Here is a 25,321-nt window from a genome sequence, read left to right as displayed (position 1 = left end):
GGAAGCCAGAGAATCCTTAGCTAAGATAGTAATATTACATCTTGTTAACATTCATTGGCAGGTGACAACATGATTTCAGCTAAAACAGTAAATACAAAGCATGCAGCGGACATGCGGTTAAAAGGCTTTTTAACCGATCCAAATTTATACTGCTTTGTTATCGGAGTGTCGTTGCTTGTAGGCATCGATGTATTGTTTTCAGCGATATAACATTACTTATCTGGCAGCATAGTTGACCCACCACCTCCAGTGTTTTTAAATCGCTGCGTCGCTAGCTTTATTGGCTAGCGACGTTTTACCTGAATACTAGAATTTGTAGGTTACTCCCGCTCTGACAGCCCTGGGCTCAATGGGGTGATAGTGATTGTCTTCCACCCCCTCTGACACTTCGTTATTTAGACGGCTGGCATACCAGTAGTCTATGTCGTGATCGCGACTGTTAAGCACATTCAGCAAGGTTAATTCAGCTTTCCAGTTGTTAATTTCGTACGCCAGATTGGCGTTTATCACGGTAAATGAGTCAGATTGACGTGACCTGGTGCTGTCTAATGTTCGCTTTCCGAAATGGCGTACCCGTAAACCCGTGCGAATGGTGTCAGTGGCCTGCCAGTTGAGTCCCAGGCTGGCAACAAACGGCACACTGCCATCAATATAGTTGCCTTCGCCCTCTTCATTTTCGGTAAAGCGGCCTTGAGTCCAGGCAAGTTCCACATCGGCTGTCAGATTACTGTTAAACCAGTAGTAACCAGAGAATTCAGCGCCCCAGCGTTTCGACGCCCGGCTGGCTTCGGTATTACCCGCATCACCCACAAACACCAGCTCTGAATCATTGCGTAGCTGCCATACCGCAAAAGACGCATTGTAGTAACGGTAGTTTGCCACCCGGATGCCAATCTCACTGCCGACTCCCCGAACCAGTAAATCCACTGGTGTTGCTGGTTCCAGCGTTACAGGGTCTACACTAATCACTGAGCCTCTGGCGTCATTGGAGTGGAAAGATTGACCGGCATTGGCGTAAACCTGCCATGCGTCGTTTATGATATAGCTAACACCGCCCTTAATGCTTACCAGGCTATCGTTTTCAGAGCCGCTGTTTGCCGCAAGATCGCTATTTACATGTGCCCACAGGGTGTCGTGTCGCACCCCGATATGTACCGGCAGATTGTCGGTAATGTCTACACTGAGTTCGTAAAACGCGGCCAGGGATTGCTCGTTGATGTTGTCACGGCGCACTGTGCCAATGCGTTGGCGGCTTTCGGTATTGAACAAACCGATATCGCTGATGTCATCCTGCCGGTACTCAACGCCGGCCATATGGTGAGCATGCAGGTTGCCAATTTTATTGGATTGCAAATAGGTTATTGAGCCACCACTCAATATACGCTCATCCAGCTGTTCAAACTGATCACCTTGCTCGGGGTTGTCCAGGTAGTAGGTAAAGTTGGAGAACAAATTCAGCTGGCTTTTAATGCTATAGGCATTCACCACCCATTGACTGTTTTGCCAGTTCATCGATAAACTGTAACGCGATGAGTCGCCGCCCAGGCCAGTATCCAGCGAACCAAATTCGTTAATTAGCCCACTCGCTACTGCGCGGGCCGGAATTTGGTCAGCTGAATTCCAACTGTTGTCGTACCCCATAAAGGTAACGCGCAGCAGGCTGTCATCGTTGCTATGCTGATAGCGAACCAACATGTTCTTTTTATTGATATCTTCGTCGATATCCGTCCAGGGGCCAGCATAACTCTGCCATTCAGCGCCAACGGCCAGATTGCTGTTGTCTTGTGAAAAGTTGGTTGCAGCCACTGCACGCTGATAACCGTATTCACCCAGTTCAAATTTTACAAACGGTTGTTCGAATTTAGATGTCAGCGCGAAGTTGGCACTGCCAGCCAATGAAAAATCCCCCTGAATAGCCCGGTAAGGGCCTTTTTGGTAATCGATACGCTGAATAAATTCCGGGGTGATAAAATTCAGGTCGCTATATCCTTGCCCGTGGCCATGGCTGCGCATGTTTACTGGCATGCCATCAACCAGAATACTGAAATCGGTACCGTGATCCAGGTTAAAGCCGCGAAGAAAGTACTGGTTCGCCTTACCTGAGCCGCTGTGTTGGGTAACTACCATACCGGGCACAAACTCCAGTATCTCACCCGCGCGGGATATGGGCCTGATTTCGATATCGCCATAGCCTATTACCCCTTCTGACGCAGAGATCGAATCTCCAATCAGATCGCTCTGGCGGCCATATACCACTAAGCGTTCGAAGTCCGGGCCATCGGCGAAAATGGCAGGAGAGAAAAGTAAACAAAACGGCAAAGAACTAAGTAAAAATTTCATAAAAGCAGGCAAACGAGAATTAACTAATACAGAGGATACGCGTCATCAGCACTGCTGGACGCAGCAATTGCTAAATTAGGGGGTATTTAAACAGGTTTGGCAGTGAATAACACGCAGCGTATCGAGGATACACTGCGTTTAATCTGAATTTATTGTGACAGATGTTGTGCGTGGAATCGCAGGTGCTCTTCAATGAACGAAGCAATGAAGTAATAGCTGTGGTCGTAACCGTCGTGCTGACGAATTACGATGGGGTAGTCCTTTTCAGCAGCTACCGCGGCGAGTGCTGATGGCATGAGCTGTTCTTTTAAGAAACTATCGTCCAGCCCTTGATCCACCATCATCGGCAACGCGTGCTGGCTTTGCTTCATGAGCTCAACCGTGTCGTATTGTTGCCAGGCGCTTTTGTCTTCACCCAAATAGGCGGTAAAGGCTTTTTGCCCCCATGGGCATTGAGTTGGGTGGCAAATAGGACTGAATGCACTGGCTGAGCTGTAACGCTGAGGGTTTTTCAGCGCAATACTTAACGCGCCGTGGCCACCCATGGAATGCCCGCTTATCGCTCGCTGCTGCGTAACAGGGAAGTGGGCTTCAATTAGCGCTGGAAGCTCAGAAACCACGTAGTCGTACATGTGAAAATGTGCCGACCAGGGCGCTTGTGTGGCATTCACATAAAAACCGGCACCCTGGCCTAAATCATAGCCTTCGTCGTTGGCCACATTTTCTCCGCGTGGCGAAGTGTCTGGCGCAACAATGGCTATACCCAACTCTGCTGCCATGCGCTGAGCGCCGGCTTTTTGCATAAAGTTTTCGTCGGTACAGGTTAACCCTGACAACCAGTATAAAACAGGGACTTTTGCACCACTGCTGCACTGTGGCGGCAGGTAAATGGCGAAACGCATGGTGCAATGTGTGGTTGTTGAAGCGTGTGAGTACTGCTTATGCCACCCACCAAAGCTTTTATTACTGCTGATGTGATCTATGGTCATGAAATCTAATCCGTGAAAAACGCGTCGCTGCCGGATGTGGGTCAAATTGGTAGCGACGCTCAGTACTAACTGTTGTAGTGAATAACGCTGCGGATGCTTTTGCCTTCATGCATCAAATCGAATGCTTCGTTGATTTGCTCAAGCGGCATGGTGTGCGTTATAAAATCATCCAATTCGAACTTGCCAGCCAGATAATCTTCAACAATTTTGGGTAAGTCAGAACGGCCTTTTACACCACCAAACGCAGTGCCGCGCCATACGCGACCGGTAACTAACTGGAACGGACGGGTAGAGATTTCCTGACCCGCGCCCGCAACACCAATAATCACCGACTCGCCCCAGCCCTTGTGGCAGCATTCCAGTGCAGAACGCATCACGTTCACGTTGCCAATACACTCGAACGAGTAGTCCACACCGCCATCGGTAAGTTCTACAATAACCTCCTGAATAGGCTTGTCGTAGTCTTTGGGATTAATGCAGTCGGTGGCACCGAACTTTTTCGCAAGTTCAAACTTATCCGGGTTGAGGTCGATACCGATGATGCGCGAAGCACCTGCCATTTGTGCGCCAATCACGGCTGCCAGACCAATACCGCCCAGGCCAAAAATAGCTACTGTGCTGCCTGCTTCCACTTTGGCGGTGTTTTGCACAGCGCCCATGCCGGTGGTCACGCCACAGCCCAGTAAGCAGATTTTTTCTAATGGCGCGTCTTTGTTAACTTTTGCGACTGCAATTTCGGGTAACACTGTGTACTCAGAGAACGTAGACGTACCCATGTAGTGGAAAATCGGCTTACCGTTTATTGAAAAACGGGTGGTGCCGTCAGGCATCAGGCCCTTGCCCTGAGTGGCACGGATTTTTTGACACAAATTGGTTTTACCTGATTTACAGAATTTACACTCGCCACACTCTGGCGTGTAAAGTGGGATCACGTGATCGCCAACCTGTAACGATGTTACGCCTTCACCTACAGACTCAACTACACCACCACCTTCGTGGCCCAAAATGGCAGGAAATATTCCTTCTGGATCATCACCTGACAGTGTAAATGCGTCGGTATGGCATACACCTGTTGCAAATAACTTCACGCGCACTTCACCGGCTTTCGGTGGTGCTACCTGAACTTCTTCGATCGATAAAGGCTTACCGGCCTCCCAGGCAACGGCGGCTTTACATGTGATCACATCTGACATTCACAAAATTCCTTGATGGTGGATTAACAATTAACGTTAACAAGTGTAGTTGCGTTATTTTAAGTAACAATAGTAGTATTTGGTAAATCACTTTTACTGTTTGGTAATAATGCTGGCATGGCAAACTGGGAAGGCATAAATGAATTTGTTGCTGTGGCTGAGCTGCAAAGCTTTTCTGGCGCGGCAAAACGATTAGGGCTATCTACGGCGCAGGTGTCGCGTCAGGTGGTTAAGCTTGAAAACAGATTGGGCAGTAAATTACTGAATCGCACCACGCGGGTGGTGGCGCTTACCGATACTGGCGAGACGTTTTACCGGCACTGCCAGCCGATTCTGGAAGAGTTAAATGCGGCTGAGCGCGTAATCACAGACCTGCAGGCAAAACCGTCGGGTAAATTAGTGATGACCGCACCGGTTACTTATGGCGAGCGTATCATTGCGCCTGTTATCAATGATATTGCTGCTGCGCATCCAGAATTGGAAATACACCTGAACTTAACTAATCAATTGGTCGATTTAATTCATGAAGGATACGACCTGGCGATCCGTTTGGGCTCGTTGGAAGACTCGTCTTATATAGCGCGAAGGCTGAGCAGCCGGGCCTGGCACATGGCTGCATCGCCAGGCTATCTGGCGAAGTATGGTACGCCTCACAGCATATCTGAATTGCCGCAGCACCAGTGTATTCTGGGAACATCAGATAACTGGAAGATTGCCCGACAGGGAAAGACCGAGTTAGTGCGTGTAAAAGCGCGTATGCGCTGCAATAGTGGTGTAGCGGTTGTAGACGCCGCTTTAAAAGGTCTGGGTATAGTGCAATTGCCCGATTATTACGTGTCGCCCTATCTGGCGTCGGGTGAACTGGTAGAAGTCATGCCGTCATTTCAGATTGCCGATGAAGGGATATGGGCTATTTATCCTTCCAGTCGGCATCTTTCGCCCAAAGTGCGACTGGTAATTGATGCGCTGGTAGAAGCGTTAAAATAGCGATACTTCAACATCACTCGACTCTTATTTGCAAATAATAATAATTATCATTTGCAAATAAGAGTCGGCTAAGTTACATTGAGCCTGTACGTAGTTCTTAATAGAAGTCTCTTAACTCTACTAGGACTCTTTAGCAGGCTCTCATCCACTAGCCTGCTTTTTTTTGCCTGAAAAACAGTGCTACCACATCTGGATTATTTTGAGGTCGGGTCGTGTCTTTCCAGCCAGCTTCGCAAAATTGCCAGTGTGATCAGTGGTCTGTCTTTGTAAAAACCGTGCGCGCCGCCGGGCACTACGGCCAGTTCTGCGCCGGGGGTAAGGGCAATATAATCCTGCACGGTGTCGATGCGCGCCGAATCGTACTGACCAATCATAAACAAGGTTTTCAGCGGGTCTATTTGAGCCAGTAAATGGGTGGCATCATAGTGCTTTAATACGCCGGTTGAGGAAAACTCACTTGGCCCCCACATGGCGTTGTAGATCACCGGATTAAATCCATTACCCCCAACGTTTTCGTAATAATCCTGTCTGGCCTTGCTAGCCTCACCCGGCGTGTAATAGGCCGAATAGAGCTTGGTATAAGCGGCGTTGCATTCGTCACCTGCAGGTGGCGTGGCAGATTCACACTGGCGTAATGTGTCCTGTACCGATTGAGGTGCAGCTTTAACCAGCAAATTGGCGTCCATTATCCAATGTGGGGTAGAGATAAATGTGCCTCCCAGTACGGTAGAAACCGTATGTTGAGGATATTTTGCGGTGTATTCAAGCGCCAGCGCTGAGCCCCAGCTGTGTCCGACAACATGCCACTTATTGATACCCAGATGTTTGCGAATGGTGTCGATGGCATTTACAAAGCGTTCAACGCGCCAGTTTGCCGGGTCATTGGGTTGTTCAGACTTGCCGCTGTCGAGTTGGTCGTACATGATCACCATGCGCTCGTTGGCCAGTTCCGTCATGCCAGCAAAGCCATTGTGCGTACCGCCTGGTCCACCGTGAATAAAGATCACCGGCACCGCATGTTGGTGTGCCAGGCCATTAAGTCTTACATACACCTTTCCGCCTTCAACCGGCACCATGAGTTCTTTTTCGGGTTTGGCAAAGGCGGGTGTATTTGCGTGGACGCTAAACGCTAAGCACCCTGCAAGAAGTAAGAACAAATAACGGCTGAAACAATGGCGTATCGATGTGTGCATGGGATGAACCTTAGGAATACGGCAGTAAATGGCATAGCAGTATAAGCATGTTCAGATAACGACACCAGTTGGCGAACCGATCGGTGAACCAGCAGGCAATAATCTGATCTGGTGCAACCCAGCCTTTACAGCTTGATTGGCTAAATAATTGGCTTATTCAGGCAAAACAAGTGCATCACAGGATTTACGTAGTATGCTTTTCTACGGCTAATTACAATACCAAATCGCATAACGACAGCACTCACAGGTGGCTTGTTAACACTTGTTTATAAACAGGATGTGTTCACAGAAACGCACAAAAAGGAGAAACACAATGGATTTTTTCAGGAAGTCATCGCTAGCATCGATTGTCCTGCTGGGCTTATTAGGGTGCAGTTCACCGGACTCCGGTGTCACTATTCAACCTGCGGACGTGGCGGTAGAACAGGCAAAGAAAGTGCTCGCCGAGGATCCATACCTTTGGCTTGAAGAGGTAGAAGGTGAACAGGCACTTGGCTGGGTAAAAGGCCAGAACAATCGCACTCTGGCGCAATTGCAGGCCAACCCGGTGTACGCAAGTCTGGAAGCTCAGGCACTTGATATAGTTAATTCATCTGAGCGTATTCCCTACGGCAGTATCCGCAACGGACAGGTATATAACTTTTGGCAGGACGCAACCAACGTACGCGGCCTGTGGCGCAAAACCTCACTTGAAAGCTACGCTACTGACCAACCGGAATGGGACACCATTGTCGATTTTGACGCCCTGGCCACACTGGAAAACAAAAACTGGGTTTACAAAGGTGCAGATTGCTACACCGCCAAAGACATTGCCAATTACAAGTGCCTGGTGAGTTTGTCTGACGGTGGAAAAGACGCTGTTACCGTGCGCGAATTTGATTTGTCCGCAAAGCAGTTTTTAAGCGATGGATTTACGTTGCCAGAAGCCAAATCCGGTGCAGAGTGGGTTGATTACAATACCTTGCTGGTAACGACAAACTGGGGTGGTGATGGTTCAACGCTTACTGAATCGGGTTATCCGTCGGTAGTGAAACGCTGGAAACGCGGCACGCCGCTGGAACAGGCCGATACGCTGTTTACAGCGAGCAAGACCGATGTAGGTGCATTCCCATTTACCCTCGATAAAGCAGACGGCAGCAAAGTTGAAGGCGTAGTGGTAGCCCCTACGTTTTTTACCCGCGAGTACTACCTGTTCTCAGGCGCACAGGTTGTTAAGCTTCCGTTGCCAGAACAATCCGATTTGGTTGGTTTATATGAAGAACAGCTGTTCTTTACAGTAAAACAGGACTGGACAGTAACTGTAGACGGTAATGACATCCTGTTTAAATCGGGCAGTTTGCTGGCCATGCCGTTTGTTGTGAGCAGCAGTATTACGCAGGCTACAATACCAGAGGTAGTGTTTGAGCCCAATGAGCGTCAGGCTATTGAAGACGTTACCATGACCAAAGGGCAAATCCTGATGACCCTAAGCGATAATGTGGTGGGTAACGTGTTTGCGATCACTAAAGGCAAATCAGGATGGATATCAACAAAGCTCGACCTGCCTGCCAATGGCACGCTGTCAGTGTCGTTTGCCGATCCTGATGAAGATACCGTGTTTGTGAATTACGAAGGCTTCTTAACGCCAGATTCACTGATGAGCTACTCAGCGTCCACCGGCAAGGTAAGCACGCTGAAAAGTTTGCCCAGCTGGTTTGATGCCGATGATTTAGTGGTTGAACAAAAACAGGTTGCGTCTAAAGATGGCACCCTGATTCCGTTCTTTGTTATTCATAAAAAGGGTATCAAACACGACGGCAATACCCCTACCTTGCTCTACGGTTACGGCGGATTTCAGGTGTCGATGCGCCCAAGCTATAACGGCTTGCGCGGTAAACTCTGGCTGGAACGCGGCGGTGCCTTTGTGCTTGCCAATATTCGCGGTGGTGGTGAATTTGGGCCTAAGTGGCATCAGGCTGGTCTGAAAACCCACCGTCAGGTGATTTACGATGACTTTATTGCGGTAGGTGAATGGCTAATCGACCACAAACTCACCTCACCCGAGCATCTGGGGATTCAGGGCGGCTCCAACGGTGGCTTGCTTATGGGCGTAATGCTTACTCAGCGCCCCGATTTGTGGAACGCCGTAATTGTGCAGGTGCCATTGCTGGATATGCTGCGTTATCACTTACTGCTGGCTGGCGCGAGTTGGGTCGGGGAATATGGTTCTCCTGATGTGCCTGAAGAACGCGAGTGGTTAGAAGCAATGTCGCCTTATCACAACTTCCACGCAGCAACAGATTACCCGGAGCCCTTCTTTGTTACCTCTACCAAAGACGACCGTGTACATCCAGGGCATGCACGTAAAATGGCAAAACTGTTTGAAGCCGCCGGTAAACCATTCCTGTATTACGAGAATATCGATGGCGGGCACTCTGCGGCGGCAAACCAGCAGGAAACGGCCAGACGCGTAGCGTTAGAGTTTACTTATTTGACTGAAAAGTTGATGACCGAATAACTGGGAAAAGACCCAAGCCAGCCCTGGCGCTGATATTTACTTAGCGTCTGGGCGCTGAATGTCAGATATAAAAAACGGCGCGTTAAGCGCCGTTCAATGAGAGAAACACATGGAAACCAGGGAGCTACAACTTATTCGTTTTCGAATAACCGGCTGCCTATTTCAATTTTTCGAGGCTTCTTCGCTTCCGGGATCACTCTTTCCAGATCGACATGCAGTAAGCCATTTTCCAAATCCGCGCTGAGTACTTTTACGTGGTCGCCCAACTGGAATTTGCGTTCAAAGTTGCGCTCAGATATGCCTTTATGCAGGAATTTACGTTCCTGAGCGTCTTTGGCATCAACTGTTTTAGTACTGTTGATCACCAGGGTGTTATGTTCCACCACAATGTTGATGTCATCTTTACTAAAACCGGCAATGGCCATGGTAATTCGGTATTTATCTTCCGCCAGTAATTCAATGTTGTAAGGCGGGTAGGTGCTTTGCTTTTCAGCGCGGCTGGCGGCATCAACTAATGATGCAAGGTGGTCTGAACCAATAAAAGAACGGTAAAGTGGAGATAGATCGATAGTACGCATAGTCATATCCTTGTATAAAGCAATATGTAAAAAGTGATGCCCCGAATTCGGCGGCGGTTATATCGGCCTTACTGTTAAGCACCGACAACTCCTATATGTGACCGCCCAATAGCTTTTCAAGTAAAAAAATAAAATTTTTTTCGATAAGCGCAACAATAGCCGCGAGTAACACACATTCACATGCCAACAAATTACCTGATAAGCTAGCGTCTGTTGGCCGCAGAACTAAGTCATATCTGGGGGGCCCAATCAGGGTAGCCGTATCAGGGTGTTTGTTAGGAACGTCGGCCGTTATCGATTCCGCATTCCCGCGTTTTATACATTAAAAAAGAGATTCTTATGGTAGCAGTAACTTCCCGTTCTTTACGCGTGCTATGGCTTGGCGTAATGGTACTTGTGATATCGGCATGTCAAACAACGCCACCACCCGCCTTTGGCCCTCAATTTGCGCAGCACAATGAAGGCTTTACTGCGGTAGTGGTTGCCTACGCGCCTGAGATGGAGGGGATTCTGGGGCGTATTGAAGCCGATCCAAATGCCAGTATTACCTCTACGGTTACTTACAAAGGTGTGAAGTACCGCTTGGGTAAATATCACGACCAGCCCATTTTAGTGTTTGCCACAGGTATGAGTATTGCGAATGCGTCGATGACCATGCAAATGGCATTAGACTATTTCCCGGTGAAGCAAGTGGTATATATGGGCATTGCGGGCGCAGTGAATCCCGCCTGGCAACCGGGCGACGTGATTGTGCCAGCGCGTTGGTATTATCACGATGAAAGCGTGTATGCGAATCCGGATCCGGCTAATCCCGGCCAGTCGGTATTGCCAGAGTACTACGCGAAGTTTATGCAGGAACAACCTGCGCGCAAAGCTGCCGATCCTCATTACCCCAACTACAAACCGTTTGCGTTTATTCACCCCGACGAAGTGCTGATCATTAAAGAGGGTATGGATAAGCCGGTAGACACTGCTTATTTTTCTGCCAGTAACCGGCTGCTATCGGCGGCAGAAAAGGCAATGAATGCCATGCCCGCGCAAATGATTCTGGACCAGCGCAAAGCTAAATTACATGTTGGCGGAAATGGTGTTACCGGCTCGGTATTTATGGACAACCGTGAATACCGCAAGTGGACCCGCGATGTATTTGAGGCGGAAGTCACTGAGATGGAATCAGCAGCGATTGGTCAGGTATGCACGGTAAACGACGTGGATTGGGTAATTATTCGTGCAATCAGCGATTTGGCCGGTGGCCAGGAAGGTGTGAATGTGGAGCATATCTACGACAAAGAAGTGTCTCGCGTAGGCGCTAACGTGCTGTTTGCCGTAATGGATGAATTGGCAAAGGCTGAGTAATGGTGATTCGATGTCGACAGCGGGCGGTTGCTTTACTCAAAGGCACTGTCATTGTCGTACTCTTGGTTGGTTTGGCATTATCGGCGGTAGCCTATGCCGAGCCGCGAAAACAGGAGCTTGCGCGCAACTACGCCACGTTAGTTGGGCGCCTGGCTCTCACTGAGTCCTTGTTTGAACGCATGTCTGAGCACTGCCATTTGGCGCTGAACTTTACCTCTCAACAAGATTCGTCTATCGACTATCACCTGCGTATGCATACGGGCATGACCTTTCAGCAATGGCAGCAACAATTCGGCGATCCCGAGCAGGCTAACGCCATGGTAGCAGACGTTTTGAACGACACGCTTAGAGACATTGGCGAATGTGAACAAAACGGTGTTCAACAATGGTTTTCGGGGATGCAACAAAATCTGGTTGGTCCCGCCATAGAGGCGCTCACTGCATTGCCCACTATTATGGGATTACACGCTCGCGGAGTGAGTGAGCAGGAAGCGCTGGCTCATTTTCGATCAAAGGTATTGGCATATAAAACACTAAGCGCTGCCGAAATCATTGGACTTGCGAAAGCCTTAAGCACTGGGGGTTACCATTATGCACAGTTGGTATTTTTACCCACTATTGGGATTAATCACGAAAAAGCGGTGGAGCTGTTCGAATTTGCCTATCAGCAGCAGCCAAGTGCCGATAATCTTTACGCATTGGCTCAAGGTAAAGCGCACATTGATAGAAAAGCCAGTGTAATAATGTACAAGCAAGCCGCCGAAGCGGGATTATTTGAAGCGCAGCGCTGGTACGGTAATTACCAGGGGTGTCAGGGAAATAAACCCGATGCCCTGTTCTGGCTTCAAAAAGCCAAGGAAACCAACCCTGAACAAGCTGATTTCATTGAAGACTTCATTGTAGAGATTAATGAATTAGGCGAGCCAACCAATTGCCTCGACGGTTGGGTTTATTAACAGGAAATACGTATGTCTGAGCAATTTTATTCTTATCTTGTAGAGAATGGACATGGTCTTCCCCATGACCCGTTTAAAGCTATCATTGCACCGCGTCCTATTGGTTGGATAGCATCTAAGAGCCTAGATGGCGTTATGAACCTGGCGCCTTACAGTTTTTTCAATGCCTTCAATAACACGCCGCCGATTATAGGTTTTGCCAGCGTTGGCTACAAAGACAGCGTGAAAAACATAGAAGATACCGGTGAATTCTGCTGGAGCATGGCCACAAAGCCGCTGGCCGACGCGATGAACCGTACCAGTCAGCCAGTAAGTGCCGACGTGAGTGAGTTTGAGTTGGCAGGACTTGATGCTGGTTCACCAACACAGGTTAATGTGCCCTTCGTGGCTGCCAGTCCGGTGTCGATGGAGTGCCGGTTAACTCAGATAGTACAGCTCAACAATACCGAAAAACAGCCGTTGGATACCTGGGTGGTGTTCGGGCAGGTGGTGGCAGTTCACATTGCTCATGCCTATTTAAACGAAGGCGTTTTCCAACTGGTAGACGCGCAGCCCATCATGCGCGCGGGTGGACCGGGCGATTACTTTACCATTAGCACTGATAACGGCTTTTTTATGGGGCGTCCGGCGTAGAGTCTGCCTGGACGTTGGGGATACACAACTGATCCCGGCCGTTGCGCTTGGCTTTGTACAATAACTCGTCAGCCTGATTGATCAGGGTAATTACTTCTGTTTGCCCGTTGGCCTGCACAGCGCCCATGCTGAAAGTAATATTGAGAGTTTGCGTGCCAATATCGACTTCGGCAACGGCTTTGCGCAAGCGTTCAAACAACCCCTGAACGGCTGATATTTCTGTGGCGGGTAACACAAACAACCACTCTTCGCCGCCCCAACGTCCCACTGCATCATGCTGACGGATCAGCAATTTGGCCCGTTCGGCAAAGGTAGTAAGTACAATATCCCCGGCGTCATGGCCATAGGTATCGTTTACCGATTTAAAATGGTCAATATCGGCCAGTGCCAGCACAAATGGCTTATTGTTATGCAGAAACTCTTTGCGAACCTGCCCGGCATAATCCTGCACTGCCCGGCGGTTTAAAACCTGAGTGAGTCCATCGGTGTTAGCCAGATGCTCAAAGCGCTTGGCGTCTTTGTACTTGCGCACAAACAGTAAAATCACCATTGCAAGGCACAACAACGAGCATATTAACGCCAACAAATAGATGAGCTGTTGCTGTGATTGCTTTTCTACTTTCAAACTTTGTAATTCAGACTCCTGACGGGCTGCTTCCAGGGCTTTGGCCTGCTCGATTAACTGAAAACTGGCATATTCCCGCGCCAGTGCCTTGTTGCGGGAAACAATCTGGTTTAGCGTTTGTGCTTTCTCATAATAGCCAGTCGATGCCTGCCAGTCGTTACGCGCTTGTGCGCGATTGGCATTCATGGTGGTTAAACTGAGTTTATCGGCGCTCGACAGCGAGCCCTCTGGCAACGCGTTTAACTGCTGGATCGCGGCTTCGCTGCTATTGTCTGAACCATGTTGGGCCAGGTACAGCCACACCGCTGTTTGCAACGTTGTTTGTCCAGCCTGATTCGCCCATGCTTGTGCCTGAGTAAAATAAGCCGCAGCCAACTGCGGTTGATTGTCTTCTTCGGCCTGTTTACCTAACACCAGGGCTACCCGCGCCTGTAATGGCAGGCTAACTGTTTGTGCAGTATTGCTGCGTAGCACGCTAAGTACATCAGATAGTTGCGTTTCATCACGCGGAGCATGCCAAAGATTGATGGCCGACTGGATGGCAATGGCGGGTACCGAATGATTTAACAAGGGCGTGAGCAAATCACGCACAGACTGGAAAAAGCCAATTTTGGCATGAATATCGGCCACCGCAATTTGCGCAAAAGCCAGGGATTCGCCAGACATGTTGGGCAGAATGTCGCTGGTAAGCAGGTGCGTGAGCGCCAGCGCTTGCTTTACGTCGTCGGTGTGCAGCGAGTATTGCGCAAGCAGTTGTGTGTAAAGTGCCAACTGGTCGAGATCTTGGTTGAGTGAAAGCTGGCTGAGTAAACGTTCTGCAGATGCTACCGGATCTGGGCGAGAGAAATCCTGAAGATACAAATAAATATCAATGGCGTCCTTCAGCTGCGAGGGTGTAGTGTTGGACGGGCTTTCACAGGCGCGGGTGCTAATACTTTCCAGCAGCAACGGCATATCGTGCTCATTAATCGCCCGGATTACGGCGATTTCTGACAGCGGCAGGGCATGCTCGCAGCGGGTTTGCGCAGACAACCCCGTACTGAACAATAAGGTAACTACACACAAACACGATGTTATTACCGTATTCACCAACACCTTACTTTCCTTCTTAGTAAATTACCGGATGGTTCTGATCACCCGAATTGTTGCTGTTGCCAGCTTCACTTCTAATAAAAATAGTAGCAGCGCGCAAATCAATAGTAGCATGGCTAAAATAAACAACGTGATCACCAGCAGATTTAATTTGATTTGCCACAATTCCCCGGCAAATAAGCTCATGATCACGCTGCACACCATGAAAGCCGACGCGGTACAAAATCCAATTGCCCAGTTAATTAATCTTACCCTGCGCCACAACAGAATAATCTCGGTTTTGAGCCGGCTGCTTTCCTGCTCAGCGGTCAGTTTCACAATGTCTTTTTCTGCCGCACGAACCCGATCGGTGATTCGGCCCAACCGCCCGGACATCACGTTAAGGAAGCCGGCAATGCCAGCCAGCAAAAACACGGGCGCAACGGCAATTTCTATAAGGGTAGACAGAGAAGGAATCAGTGTTTCCATGGTTTTCAGGCTGGCCGTAGTTAATAAAACAGTGGAGTTATGGCAATAGTGTAGCGTGATTCAATAGCAGAATCAGTATCTTATAGCCTATTGGATTAAGATATTGCTTTTAATCATAACTGATATTGCGAGATCAAATAAAAATGATTCTCATTTATGTTCACTTTACGTATGTTTACATTTATACTCTGCGCGCAAAATCGGACACAAGGAACATACAATGACACATAAAAAACACCCACAGGGACTGGCATTGTCTCTGGGCGCTACCTCTATTGCTGCCGCGTTGGCTATCGGAAGTTCTGCTGTGTATGCGCAGGAAAATGAAACCTGTGACAACACTTCTTCTGCAGAATGTGCGGCACAAAGTTCTGATGAAGCCATTGAGCTGATTAAAATTCACGGCATTCGCCATTCAATTTATCGCGTGAATAAATCAGGTGATCCTCGTCGTCTTGCTGATCTGGTAGACACTCCGCAAACCATCAGCGTATTAACCCAGGATCAAATTCAGGAATCAGGTAAAACGGATCTGCAGGAAATTCTTGCTGCTCAATCGGGTGTAACACTGGGTACCGGTGAAAACGGTAACGCGTTTGGCGACCGTTATATTATTCGTGGCCACGAAGCGCGCAGTGACGTGTTTGTCGACGGTTTGCGCGACCCGGGTATGACTACCCGTGAGAGCTTTGCTACCGAACGTGTAGAAATCACTAAAGGCCCAAGCTCTACCTTTGCTGGCCGCGGTTCATCTGGCGGTGCGGTAAACAGTATTACTAAAAAAGCCTCTACGTCTTATAACTTTGGACGAGTTGATTTGAGTGCCGGTACCGACGATTATTTCCGTGTAACCGCCGACTATAACGCTACCCTTACCGACAATGCTGCCGTGCGTATTAATGCGTTAACCGCCGACGAAACCAAGCCCGGTCGTGATCGCATTGAGCGCGAGCGTGATGGTTTGCAACTTTCTGGTGTGTACGAAGCCACTGACGCATTATCGTTCATTGCTGACGTATACTACCTCGATGCCAAGGATCGCCCGGATTTAGGCAGTTACTTCGACCGCGACGTCCGTCAGCCAATTCGCGATATCGTGGTATATGCCCAGGACGAAGACTTCCTGGAGTCAGAAGTAAACACCTTCACGCTAAGAACCAACTATTGGATCACAGACGAAGTGCGTCTTTACAATGCGACGCGTACCGGTAAAACCGAGAATGGTTATATTACTACCGGTGCACGCGGCACGAACCGTGACGCATCTGATCCCGTGGCACCCGGTGCGGCAACCATTACGCTGAGTACTCACCAGGGCTGGCAGGAAGTAGATTACTTCACCACGCAATTTAACCTGTTTGTGAATCCGGTTGTGCTGGGCCAGACCCATCAACTGGTATTTGGTTTGGAATATACCGACGAATCAGTAGATAACGGTGTTTACTCCATTGCCTACGGCAACGAAGGTAACTGTATGGTGAGCGGCCGCGGAGGTGTATCACAAGGTTACTGTGCGCTCGACGGTGACGGTAATGCAGTAGCGAATGTGGGCGGTTTAATGAACCGCAGCTTCACTAAAGACAGCACTGACGCACTGTTCGACATCGAAACCGTATCGGTATACATCATGGATACCGTTAAAGTGGCTGAAAACGTGGATGTATTTTTCGGTATTCGTCAGGATAGCTTTGATTATTCAAATGATACCACCAGCCGCAGTGGCGACCTGCTGTATCAATTCTCTGATAGCATGTACAACGGCCACCTTGGCGTAGTGTATGAAGTTGCTGAAAACGGCAACCTGTATGCCACCTATAGCACCGCAACCAATATTAACGGTGGCGAATCAGACTTAGGCGCAAACTGCGGCTACGGTGGTTTGTGTGGTGATCCTACTCAGGCAGCCGAAGCGGATCCTGAAACCGTTGAAAACATCGAGCTGGGTACCAAGTGGATGGTATTCGACGAGCAGTTAATGGCAACGGCGGCTATTTTCCGCATGACCAAAGGCGACGTAATGGAAAGTGTGGGTGACAGCTACTCCACACTGGGCACCCTGAATACCGGTAAGAACCGCGTACAAGGTGCAGAATTTGGCTTGAGTGGCGACATTATTGAAGGCCTGAGTGTACAGGCATCTGCGTCGTTAATGAGTTCAAAAGTACTGGAGTCATACTCTGAGAGCAACGTGGGTCTGGCGCTGAGTAACTTTGCCGATCGCAGCTACTACGTGCAACTTCGCTATCAGCCGAACGAAACGTTCGCCTTTGGTGGTGACTACAGCTACCAAAGCGAAATGTACGGCGGCCAGCCAGATACTGCAGCGGGCTATGATGCCGATGCAGGCCAGTACAGCATCGTAGTACCGTCTTATGCAGTGGTTAACTTGTTTGCCAACTACTACGTAAACGAAAAGCTGACTGTGCGTGTGAACATTGGCAACGCGTTTGACGAAGAATACTGGACTGCCGCATACCGTTCAGGCTCGTTTATGTACTTAGGCGATGGACGTAACTTCCGCGCCACCATAAACTACGAGTTCTAAGCGAACGGAGTAAAAACGGCATGGTTGTTATTGAAAATATGTTATCTGCTGAGGAAGTGGCTTTGTACCGGCAGGTGCTCAAAGAGCTTCCCTGGCAGGATGGCAAGTCTACCGCCATGGGTATGGCTGCCAGCGTAAAGCAAAACAACCAGGCCGATCCTACCGACAAACGGGTAAAGCAACTCAGCAATGAAGTGCTTGCCCGTATCGGCAGCACACCTAAATTAGTGTCTGCGGCGCTGCCGCAGCGCATTTTCCCTCCGGTATTCAACCGTTATCAGCACTCAGAAACCTACGGCTTTCACGTTGATGCTGCAGTAATGCGCATTCCTAATTCGCCTGATGTACTGCGTAGTGACGTGTCAATGACCTTGTTCTTCAGTGATCCCGACGAATACGAGGGCGGTGAACTGGTGGTTGCCACCGAATTTGGCGAGCAAAAAGTGAAATTGCCTGCCGGTTCTGCTGTAGTGTATCCGTCGAGCAGCCTGCATAAAGTTACCGCAGTAACCAAAGGCGAGCGCCTGGCGGCTATCACCTGGATGCAAAGCATGGTAGCGGATATCAGCCTGCGCAAAACCCTGTTCGACCTTGACCAAACCATTCAAATGCTGATCGCGAAACAACAAACCGACCGCGAAGAACTCGATAACCTTCACAACGTGTATCACAACCTGATTCGTCAGTTTGCGTCTGTGTAGTGGTTTGCTGTTATGCGAGAGTAATAACGACACCTACCAACTAGTGATGACCATAAACGGACAAAGTGGCAAGGTTCACTGAAAGGATTCGTTGATAGTAGACAAAAAATAAACAAGGCCTGCAGTACAAGTAACAGCCTGCAAACTATTTGGGTATCAGGGGCATTTTACAAAAATGTAAACTGTGCGCGTAGTCCGAATACCAGGGCATTTTCTCGTTGTTTTAAATTGCCTGGATTGATGATGTACTGAATATCAGGCTGCAGGATAATTTGTTCGCCAATTGTGGCTTGGTAGGTCATCTCAATGTTGGTTTCACTGGTGGCGGACAAACCATCATAAATTTGTCCGTAGGTGCTGGTACGGGCATTGGCGATGGCAATTCCAAGCTGATCATCGGGACGCCGTGAGCTAAAGTTACTCAGTGTTACACCCATCCCCCAATAACTACCCAGCGCGTTGACGTGGGAGTCGGTGACTCCAAACCGAACAAAGCTGTTCAGTTTTGCTTCAGAATCATTAAGTTGATATTGATTACTGACTAATGCGTAAATACCGTGATTATGTTCCAGACGTTCTGCACTGAGTACTTCCGTCGGCTGAGTATAGTGCCACCCGCCAATGCCAAATCGCCAATTGTTGTTGTTATAATTCGCTTCAACGGCAAGCAAAGCGCCATCTTCTGCGCTTAATGTCAGGTCGGTGCGTTTGGGGTGCTCTGGGTCCCCTGCAACTGCGTCAATCACTGCACCTTGTAATGACCAGCCAGCGCCAAGATCAGAGGCAATGCGAATGGCCAAGGCTGAAAAGGGAAAGATCGATGGCCCCATGTCACCGGTTTGGGAATAATCGGGACCGATACCATGAGATGAGTTGAGAAATAACCCGGCTGGTTCTATAGCGTCAAACTCACTGTTCAGGTCATATAAACCGGCTTTTAAATTGATGCCAAAGGAGATTTCGGTTTCATACCACAGTTCCATGACACGCAGCATTTGCTCTGAATCAATATTACTGACTATCTGGGTATCACCCACTTTATCTGCACTGAATGAATTGTTATTGGTGTAAAACAGGTAACCATACCACTGACCATTGTCACTGCTTCGTGTGAAATTGAGTTCGGCGATATCCATATAGGTTGAGCCTGTCTCCTGTCCGCCACGGGCGTTGTGCATAAGCTCTGCGGTATAGTTAACGCCAAAATCCCAGCTGGCCGCCTGGTCAGAGGCAATCGAGTTTGTGGTCGTAAACAACCCCAATACTGGCAACAAAAATAGGTAAATAATCCTTAACAGCGACATCACAGATTCCGTTACACTTGCTCTTGATCACTGACCGCTAAAGGTGAAAGACAAGCTTTTCAGTTCATGGGCACTGTCGTGTAAAGAGGTGACTCGTTGCCGAGCCTGGGTGACACCTTTTTCAGAGTCATAAGACATGGCCGAAAGTTCAGACAGACTCTGTGAGTTTTCCTCTACTACCTGCGTCTGTTGGTTCATTGCGGTGGTAATGGAAAAAGTCATTTCATTAATTTCAGCCATGATATGCTGCACTGATACTAATTCCTGCTGACATTGCTCTGCGTCGGTCACGCAGATACTGACGTCATCCCGGCACTGAGTCATTTCATTCACTGCTGTTTGCGTAGTCGCTTGGAGCGTTGTGATGATGTTGTCTATTTCGGTAGTCGATTTTTGCGTGTTACTGGCAAGGGCTCTTACTTCATCGGCTACCACAGCAAAACCTCGACCTTGTTCTCCGGCTCTGGCAGCTTCAATTGCCGCGTTTAACGCTAACAAGTTGGTCTGGTCAGCGATGTTACGAATAGTCCCCACCATTGCCACGATCTCTTTGGTGTAGCTATTGAGTTCGTTAATGGTTTGCGCTGACGTGTTTATGCTAGAAGCAATTTGCTCCGTTTGTGTTCTATTTTTTTCTGCCAGAGCAGTAGCATCTTGTACTTGGCTCGTAGCAAGAGCAATGCGCTCGGCTGCAACCTTTGTGTTTTCAGTAACATCACGGGATGTTGCCGATAATTCATTCATTGCGGCTGATAGCGAATCGGTATGCGAAATCTGGCGGTTCGCATTTTGCTCGACGACTGCAAATAGTTCTTCCATAGGCCCAAGGTCGTCAACGACGTTTTCTGATTTGTTGCGCAGTTCATCGGCTAAGCCAAATATTTTGTCCAGAAACAGATTGAAGCTATGTTTGATATTGCCAATCTCGTCTTTATGACGAACGTTAAACCGAAAAGTAAGGTTTGCTTTGCCATCCAGAAGTGATGCAAACATATGCTCTAAGTGACCAAGTGGTTTTAACACTAATTTCTTCACAAACCAGGTAAGTAACCCCGTAATCAGGATGGCTAAAACTAGTAAGGCAATAGAGACGTTTGTACCAAAGCGGGTATTCTCTTGCACTTCTTGTTCTGATTGTGTTGCCAGATCAGAAGCAGCTTGCAGTAGCGGTTGCAGCTGATTTTGAAGGCTCTCAGAGGCCTGGTCAAACTCCCCCATTATTTTATTACCGGCAGCTGGACCGCCATTTATATAAGCATGAGCCATCTTTTTGCCCGTGTCGTAATACACTGTAAAAGCCGCTCGTATACTGCTGATTCGCCCTTGCTGGGACGGCAACAGTCTGCTGATGATATCCATTTGCTGTAAGGCCTGATTGGCAAATTTTTCTGCGCTCTCAAAGCCGTCGTTCAGACCGTCTTGTGCTCGGGTTGCACTTATGTCAGTCAACCATTGTTGCACCTGAACGATGTCTAATTGCAGAGTTGCTACGCTGGCCGTCAACGGCACAATAACTTTGCTCTGATTTTCAGTGGACTCGTTAATATCAGACATGGTGTTAAGCACCAACACACTTTGTACGAGTAACACCAGCAGTGTGGTGAAGATAATCAGGTAGGTTTTTTGCGATAAATTGAGTGAACCCATAACAGCCTGGATCTAAAAGTTAGCTGACAAACGCAGCACCAATTTAAGTAATGCGGGAGTCTACCTTTTTGATTTGATGAAATATATAGTTCTTTGGTTTAAGGTATTGATTTTAAATGATTTGTTGATTGAGAATGATTTGTGTTCAGGCTGTAGGTTAAGGCAAAAAAGCCTGCGAAAAACTACATTGATTCAGTATCTTAAGCAAGTAGTAGTGGCTCTGCTTTACTACCTTGCCGAATGGTGTTTGCCGGATTGTCAGTAATATCTCTTTCAAAAAACGTGTGGCTCGTACCTGAAAACTCTGCGGTATGTAGTGGTCAAGTGTGCCAGAAACGACGCGCGTAATTATGGATTGTTGATAGTGTGCGTATAACTGCGATAAGTTTGAAACGGTGTTATTTTGAGTATGAACGGGACTGAAGTAATACAAAGTTAAGAATCGTAAAAAGGTCCTTACCCAGAATCTGGCAAGAGCCGTTGGAGAGTAGCAAATCCTGTTTTTGGGTTAACGATCTCTTTTACAAACAGTTTTCTATTTTTTGCATGTATAAGCTTGTCGACAAAAGTTAAAAAGTTAGGCAGCATGGTCAATTACTGACCAACTTTTTAGACTCTTTTAAAACCTCATTTAACATTTTCAGTTCTGCATTTTAGGGATCAAAATGAGCAGTATCGATAAGGATGAAAACGGTAATACTAAAAACCGTGCACGCGGAATTAAAGCTTCTCCCGCAAAATTAAGAGCTGCTCAACACGCTGCAGGTTTTAAGTCGTTAGCTGAAGTTGCGGCGAAAATTCAGCAGATGGAGAGTCTGGACACGCCACCTCGTACGTTGGTTGGACGAGTTTTTCGGGGAGAAGCGGTTGACCCAATCAGTCTTGAACGAGTGGCGAAAGCCCTCGACGTTGAATCCTGGAGTGTTTACCTTGATTCGCAGGAGGCTGAACAGTATCAGGGGCATACAACTGATGAACCTGACGCCAATGACTCAGATACAACGTCAGAACTCAATCAGGGTAAGCAATCATCAGGTAAACGTTATATAGCTGTAATTACGTCGATTTTCGTTGTAGTTTTGCTTATTGCACTCGTGATAGTTCTACAAATTAAAGAACCGAGTAGCGAGGTTCATTCGTCTTCTGCTGCATTGGCATCTCCTCGACTTAACTTAGATAACAAAGTTATAGCCCTTTTGCCTGTTGATGGTCCGCTTGGTAACGATATTACTAACGAGTTGCAGAATACCCTGAATAGTATGTCTGGATGGGTGTACAACGGCACACCGTACTCTAATACCGTGTTGCCATTAGATGTGTTACGGCAGAAGAACGCCGATGTTGTTTTGAGCGGCAAGACAGAGCAAATAGGCAGGCACATCATTCTTCAGATATTTGCAACCGAAAGAATGTCGACCAGGCTGGTATGGTCTGACACGCTCTCCAGTTTTGCGTCAGCGAGGTATATTCAACGCAGAATCACTTTTTGGCTTGAAATGGTGCAACGCCAGGAAACATATACGTTGCCGGGATGGAATGTACTTGAGCATTATCTTACAGGGATAGCGCTATTAGATGGTGATCGGGCTACAGAGACATTATTGCGTGCAATCGTTGAGCTTGAAAGTGTTGTTCGTTTAGCGCCTGAGTTTGCGAAAGGTCAGGCAGCATTATGCGCTGCCATCAGAGAATATGGGCAGCTTACCGGCAACAATGAAAAGCTGGCGGAAGCAGAAATTCCTTGTCAGAAAGCGCTGGCTCTCGCTCCTGAAGAAAGCGAGGTAAAAATCACCAATGCAACCCTGGCAAGAAAACAAGGGCAAATTGAACAAGCACAGTTAATTTTCGAAGATGTGCTGGTGAATGATGAAAATAGTACGGACGCTATGCGCGGATTAGCTGAAGTATTGATGCGGAGTTACTTAAAAAGCCCTGAGGTTTCAATATACAACCGCATTGAAAACCTTCTGACACAAGCCCTCGAGATTGAACCCGCTAACTGGAAGATTCCTTACACATTGGCAAGGCTATACTATTTTTCGGGCAATCAGGGTGCAGCAATTGAACAGTTTACTTTTGCGAGCGAACTGTATCCGAGCTATCAGACATTCTTCAATCTCGGTTCAGTAGAGTTTTGTGTTGGTGAGCTTACATTAGCCAGAGAGCATTATCAGCTAGCTCAAACATTTAAGCCTGATGAAGTGAGTATCATGATAAACATTGCAACTTTGCATCAGAACCTTGGTGAGCCGGAAAAAGCGCTGGCTATTTACGAATCCCAAATGGATAAAATAAATCAATTTGGCGCTGATACGCTCTATCACGTATGGGGAAATATCGGAGATATTTACCGCCAGCTCGAGTTGAACGATAAAGCTATAGACGCTTATACGAAGGCATTACATGTGCTGGAAAGTGAGTTAGCAAAGGGGGAGGGCAACGTACAGCAAAAAACGCAGAGAATTTCACTTTACCTTACTTTGGCAAAACTCCAGTCTGACTTGTATTCTGCTGAATTTGTTGCGCAACTGAAGCAGCAGGCTGAACAGTACTCCAATGTTGCTGATCCTGTTTCATTGTTTCAAATGACAAATGTTTGGCTACTGTTAGATGAGTTAGATAAAGCCAGAAATCTGCGCGATAAGTTAGCCGCTAGCTGCCCTGGTTACGTTGCTTCGCCAAATTTTAAGGCACTGTAAAGGCGACGTGATACCCGCAACTCAGATTAATATGAGCTTGCCACCAATAAGTGGCAAGCTGCATGGTTAGGTATTAAAAGCGCGGATACAAGACCACTTTGGTCGCTCTGGCAGGTGAGAATGAAGCGTGCACCAGCGTTGATGAGTCATCCAATAACAGGAACTGTGCGCCTTGTGAAAACACGTAATCCTGATCGGAAAGCTCAATCTTATCAGCAAGTCCAAGCTGGTCATGAATGGTAACATAGCCCGTTGCTACCAAATAACCTGCCGCGTCGTAAAAGAGCACATTGTGGGCATCTTCATCGAATACTAAATCCGACGATGAATTATTGGTGAGCGCCAAACGCATTGCAGGCCTGCTGTTTACGTAGGTCCACTCCATATAGTCGGGCTGTAAGCTAGCTGCAGGCACAATGTTACCTGTCTTCAGGTCTAATGAGGCCTGAATAGTGGCACTAACAAAGTTGTCTGCGGTTAAAGGATTCTCTTTTTGTGTAAAGCCGGAAAATTCGATGTTCACACTGCGAGATTCTCCTGATGCAATGCAGCCTGCGTCGTAACTGATACTGCTGTAATTACTCTGAGCCGGGTAACTATATTCTGTATCGAGATAGGTGTAACTCAGCGTCATTGCCTGCTCATAAACGAGACCATCGGGTGTATTCAATTGCCATTTTATGGAGCCCAACCTGCACAATGATGCATCGCTGTTATTTGTGATATCGAAGGTGCCCAAAATGGTAGTTTCATTGTAGAAATTGCCTTCTTCGTCATAAAGTGCAATTGCAGATTCTGAATTGCGAATAGTGAGTTTAATCTCGCCGGTAGTTAACGTTTCTCCGGAGTTGGCGTCAATGAAGGTATATGGCTTGTTGGTTCGGACCAGGTCATCTTCTTTAACTCCCACACACTGATCCTCATCTACAGTGTAAGCCAAACCAGAATCCGCTAAAACGGTGGTGTTGGTAGACATATTCAAATCGCACAATGTCTCGGATTGCGCATTGCCGAGTTCATCCTGATCCTCGCTGCTAATCACTTCATCACTTTCCAGCCAGGGAACATAACCTGTCAGGGTTAGCGTTTCTGTACCCTCAACCCATACAAAAACGGCATCGTTGTAACTGATTTTTCGATTGGTAAGGTCCACATTAAAATCACAATTAATTGTGCACTCGTATTCATATTCGTCTCCGTTATGCGTGAATATCAGCGAGCTTGCTCGTTGATTTGCCTGTGTCTCAAAAACAGCAATGAGTACGAATGCATTTTCAGGTGCGCCGCTAAGCGATAGTAAGTCGTCAATATCATCAAGATCATCACCACCAACCATTAACAGAGATTGGTCAATACCGGTGAATTCACTCACGCCATAGCCAATATCCTTCACTACGAGTTTGTTGCCTATGATTTCAGTATGTTTTCCACTGAGTGAAATCACATTTGGGTCATTAGTATCAATACCTGAATCGCCATCATCAGAACCGTCGCCGCTCCCGGCATCGCCATCATCAG

The 25,321-nt window shown here is 47.8% G+C and carries 18 protein-coding genes; 8 read left to right on the top strand and 10 right to left on the bottom strand.

Going from position 1 to position 25,321, the window contains the following annotated elements; all coding sequences use genetic code 11:
* Window positions 1-306: 306 nt before the first annotated feature.
* From FJ444_RS07940 to FJ444_RS07930, 3 genes are all read right to left on the bottom strand, one after another.
* Window positions 307-2,340: a TonB-dependent receptor gene (locus FJ444_RS07940; protein ID WP_140957641.1), complete on the bottom strand. Its 2,034-nt coding sequence runs from the start codon at window positions 2,338-2,340 to the stop codon at window positions 307-309.
* Window positions 2,341-2,489: 149 nt separating this feature from the next.
* Window positions 2,490-3,329 carry an S-formylglutathione hydrolase gene (fghA, locus tag FJ444_RS07935; RefSeq protein ID WP_140957639.1) on the bottom strand — a complete coding sequence of 280 codons (840 nt, stop codon included), beginning with the start codon at window positions 3,327-3,329 and terminating at the stop codon, window positions 2,490-2,492.
* 65 nt (window positions 3,330-3,394) lie between these two features.
* Window positions 3,395-4,522: an S-(hydroxymethyl)glutathione dehydrogenase/class III alcohol dehydrogenase gene (locus FJ444_RS07930; RefSeq protein ID WP_140957637.1), complete on the bottom strand. Its 1,128-nt coding sequence runs from the start codon at window positions 4,520-4,522 to the stop codon at window positions 3,395-3,397.
* A gap of 117 nt (window positions 4,523-4,639) precedes the next feature.
* Between FJ444_RS07930 and FJ444_RS07925 the strand changes: the two genes are divergently transcribed.
* Window positions 4,640-5,509, top strand: a complete 870-nt coding sequence (locus tag FJ444_RS07925; RefSeq protein WP_140957635.1) for a LysR substrate-binding domain-containing protein — start codon at window positions 4,640-4,642, stop codon at window positions 5,507-5,509.
* A 194-nt stretch (window positions 5,510-5,703) separates the two neighbouring features.
* Here FJ444_RS07925 and FJ444_RS07920 read toward each other — a convergent pair whose 3' ends face one another.
* Window positions 5,704-6,702, bottom strand: a complete 999-nt coding sequence (locus FJ444_RS07920) for a proline iminopeptidase-family hydrolase (RefSeq protein WP_140957633.1) — start codon at window positions 6,700-6,702, stop codon at window positions 5,704-5,706.
* 313 nt (window positions 6,703-7,015) lie between these two features.
* On the opposite strand from FJ444_RS07920, the gene FJ444_RS07915 reads away from it, so the two are divergent.
* Complete coding sequence (locus FJ444_RS07915) at window positions 7,016-9,199, top strand: prolyl oligopeptidase family protein (RefSeq protein ID WP_140957631.1); 2,184 nt, start codon at window positions 7,016-7,018, stop codon at window positions 9,197-9,199.
* Between the two features lie 131 nt (window positions 9,200-9,330).
* Here FJ444_RS07915 and FJ444_RS07910 read toward each other — a convergent pair whose 3' ends face one another.
* A complete protein-coding gene (locus FJ444_RS07910) occupies window positions 9,331-9,777 on the bottom strand; it encodes an Hsp20 family protein (RefSeq protein WP_140957630.1) in 447 nt (148 codons plus the stop codon).
* Window positions 9,778-10,116: 339 nt separating this feature from the next.
* Here FJ444_RS07910 and FJ444_RS07905 point away from each other — a divergent pair, with 339 nt between their 5' ends.
* The 3 genes from FJ444_RS07905 to FJ444_RS07895 are packed head-to-tail and all read left to right on the top strand — an operon-like array spanning window position 10,117 to window position 12,722.
* Window positions 10,117-11,133 (top strand): 5'-methylthioadenosine/S-adenosylhomocysteine nucleosidase, encoded by a 1,017-nt coding sequence (locus FJ444_RS07905; protein WP_255439078.1) that lies wholly within the window; start codon window positions 10,117-10,119, stop codon window positions 11,131-11,133.
* Window positions 11,133-12,089 (top strand): sel1 repeat family protein, encoded by a 957-nt coding sequence (locus tag FJ444_RS07900; RefSeq protein WP_140957628.1) that lies wholly within the window; start codon window positions 11,133-11,135, stop codon window positions 12,087-12,089. Before FJ444_RS07905 ends, FJ444_RS07900 begins: the two co-directional genes overlap by 1 nt.
* A 12-nt stretch (window positions 12,090-12,101) precedes the next feature.
* Entirely contained in the window at window positions 12,102-12,722 is a 621-nt protein-coding gene (locus FJ444_RS07895) for a flavin reductase family protein (RefSeq protein ID WP_140957626.1), read from the top strand.
* Here FJ444_RS07895 and FJ444_RS07890 read toward each other — a convergent pair.
* Both FJ444_RS07890 and FJ444_RS07885 read right to left on the bottom strand, forming a co-directional pair.
* Complete coding sequence (locus FJ444_RS07890; protein ID WP_140957624.1) at window positions 12,703-14,442, bottom strand: GGDEF domain-containing protein; 1,740 nt, start codon at window positions 14,440-14,442, stop codon at window positions 12,703-12,705. The two genes, FJ444_RS07895 and FJ444_RS07890, sit on opposite strands and share 20 nt — an antisense overlap.
* A gap of 21 nt (window positions 14,443-14,463) precedes the next feature.
* On the bottom strand, window positions 14,464-14,907 hold the full coding sequence (locus FJ444_RS07885) for a DUF2721 domain-containing protein (protein WP_140957622.1): 444 nt from the start codon (window positions 14,905-14,907) through the stop codon (window positions 14,464-14,466).
* Between the two features lie 220 nt (window positions 14,908-15,127).
* Between FJ444_RS07885 and FJ444_RS07880 the strand changes: the two genes are divergently transcribed.
* Both FJ444_RS07880 and FJ444_RS07875 read left to right on the top strand, forming a co-directional pair.
* Window positions 15,128-17,452 carry a TonB-dependent siderophore receptor gene (locus FJ444_RS07880; protein WP_140957620.1) on the top strand — a complete coding sequence of 775 codons (2,325 nt, stop codon included), beginning with the start codon at window positions 15,128-15,130 and terminating at the stop codon, window positions 17,450-17,452.
* 20 nt (window positions 17,453-17,472) lie between these two features.
* On the top strand, window positions 17,473-18,153 hold the full coding sequence (locus FJ444_RS07875; RefSeq protein WP_140957618.1) for a Fe2+-dependent dioxygenase: 681 nt from the start codon (window positions 17,473-17,475) through the stop codon (window positions 18,151-18,153).
* A 167-nt stretch (window positions 18,154-18,320) separates the two neighbouring features.
* On the opposite strand, the gene FJ444_RS07870 is transcribed toward FJ444_RS07875, so the two are convergent.
* Entirely contained in the window at window positions 18,321-19,457 is a 1,137-nt protein-coding gene (locus FJ444_RS07870; protein WP_140957616.1) for a carbohydrate porin, read from the bottom strand.
* Window positions 19,458-19,484: 27 nt separating this feature from the next.
* On the bottom strand, window positions 19,485-21,104 hold the full coding sequence (locus FJ444_RS07865) for a methyl-accepting chemotaxis protein (protein WP_140957614.1): 1,620 nt from the start codon (window positions 21,102-21,104) through the stop codon (window positions 19,485-19,487).
* Between the two features lie 665 nt (window positions 21,105-21,769).
* Between FJ444_RS07865 and FJ444_RS07860 the strand changes: the two genes are divergently transcribed.
* Window positions 21,770-23,803: a lipopolysaccharide assembly protein LapB gene (locus FJ444_RS07860; protein WP_140957612.1), complete on the top strand. Its 2,034-nt coding sequence runs from the start codon at window positions 21,770-21,772 to the stop codon at window positions 23,801-23,803.
* A gap of 73 nt (window positions 23,804-23,876) precedes the next feature.
* Here the strand turns inward: FJ444_RS07860 and FJ444_RS21360 are convergent.
* Window positions 23,877-25,321: hypothetical protein (locus FJ444_RS21360; RefSeq protein ID WP_181405098.1), on the bottom strand; the 1,445-nt coding region annotated here is incomplete at its 5' end.

It is taken from the genome of Aestuariibacter sp. GS-14 (assembly GCF_006494365.1).
GTDB lineage: Bacteria > Pseudomonadota > Gammaproteobacteria > Enterobacterales > Alteromonadaceae > Alteromonas > Alteromonas mangrovi.
Note: the sequence above shows the minus strand (reverse complement) of the source record. Positions and strands in the feature narration are given on the sequence as shown.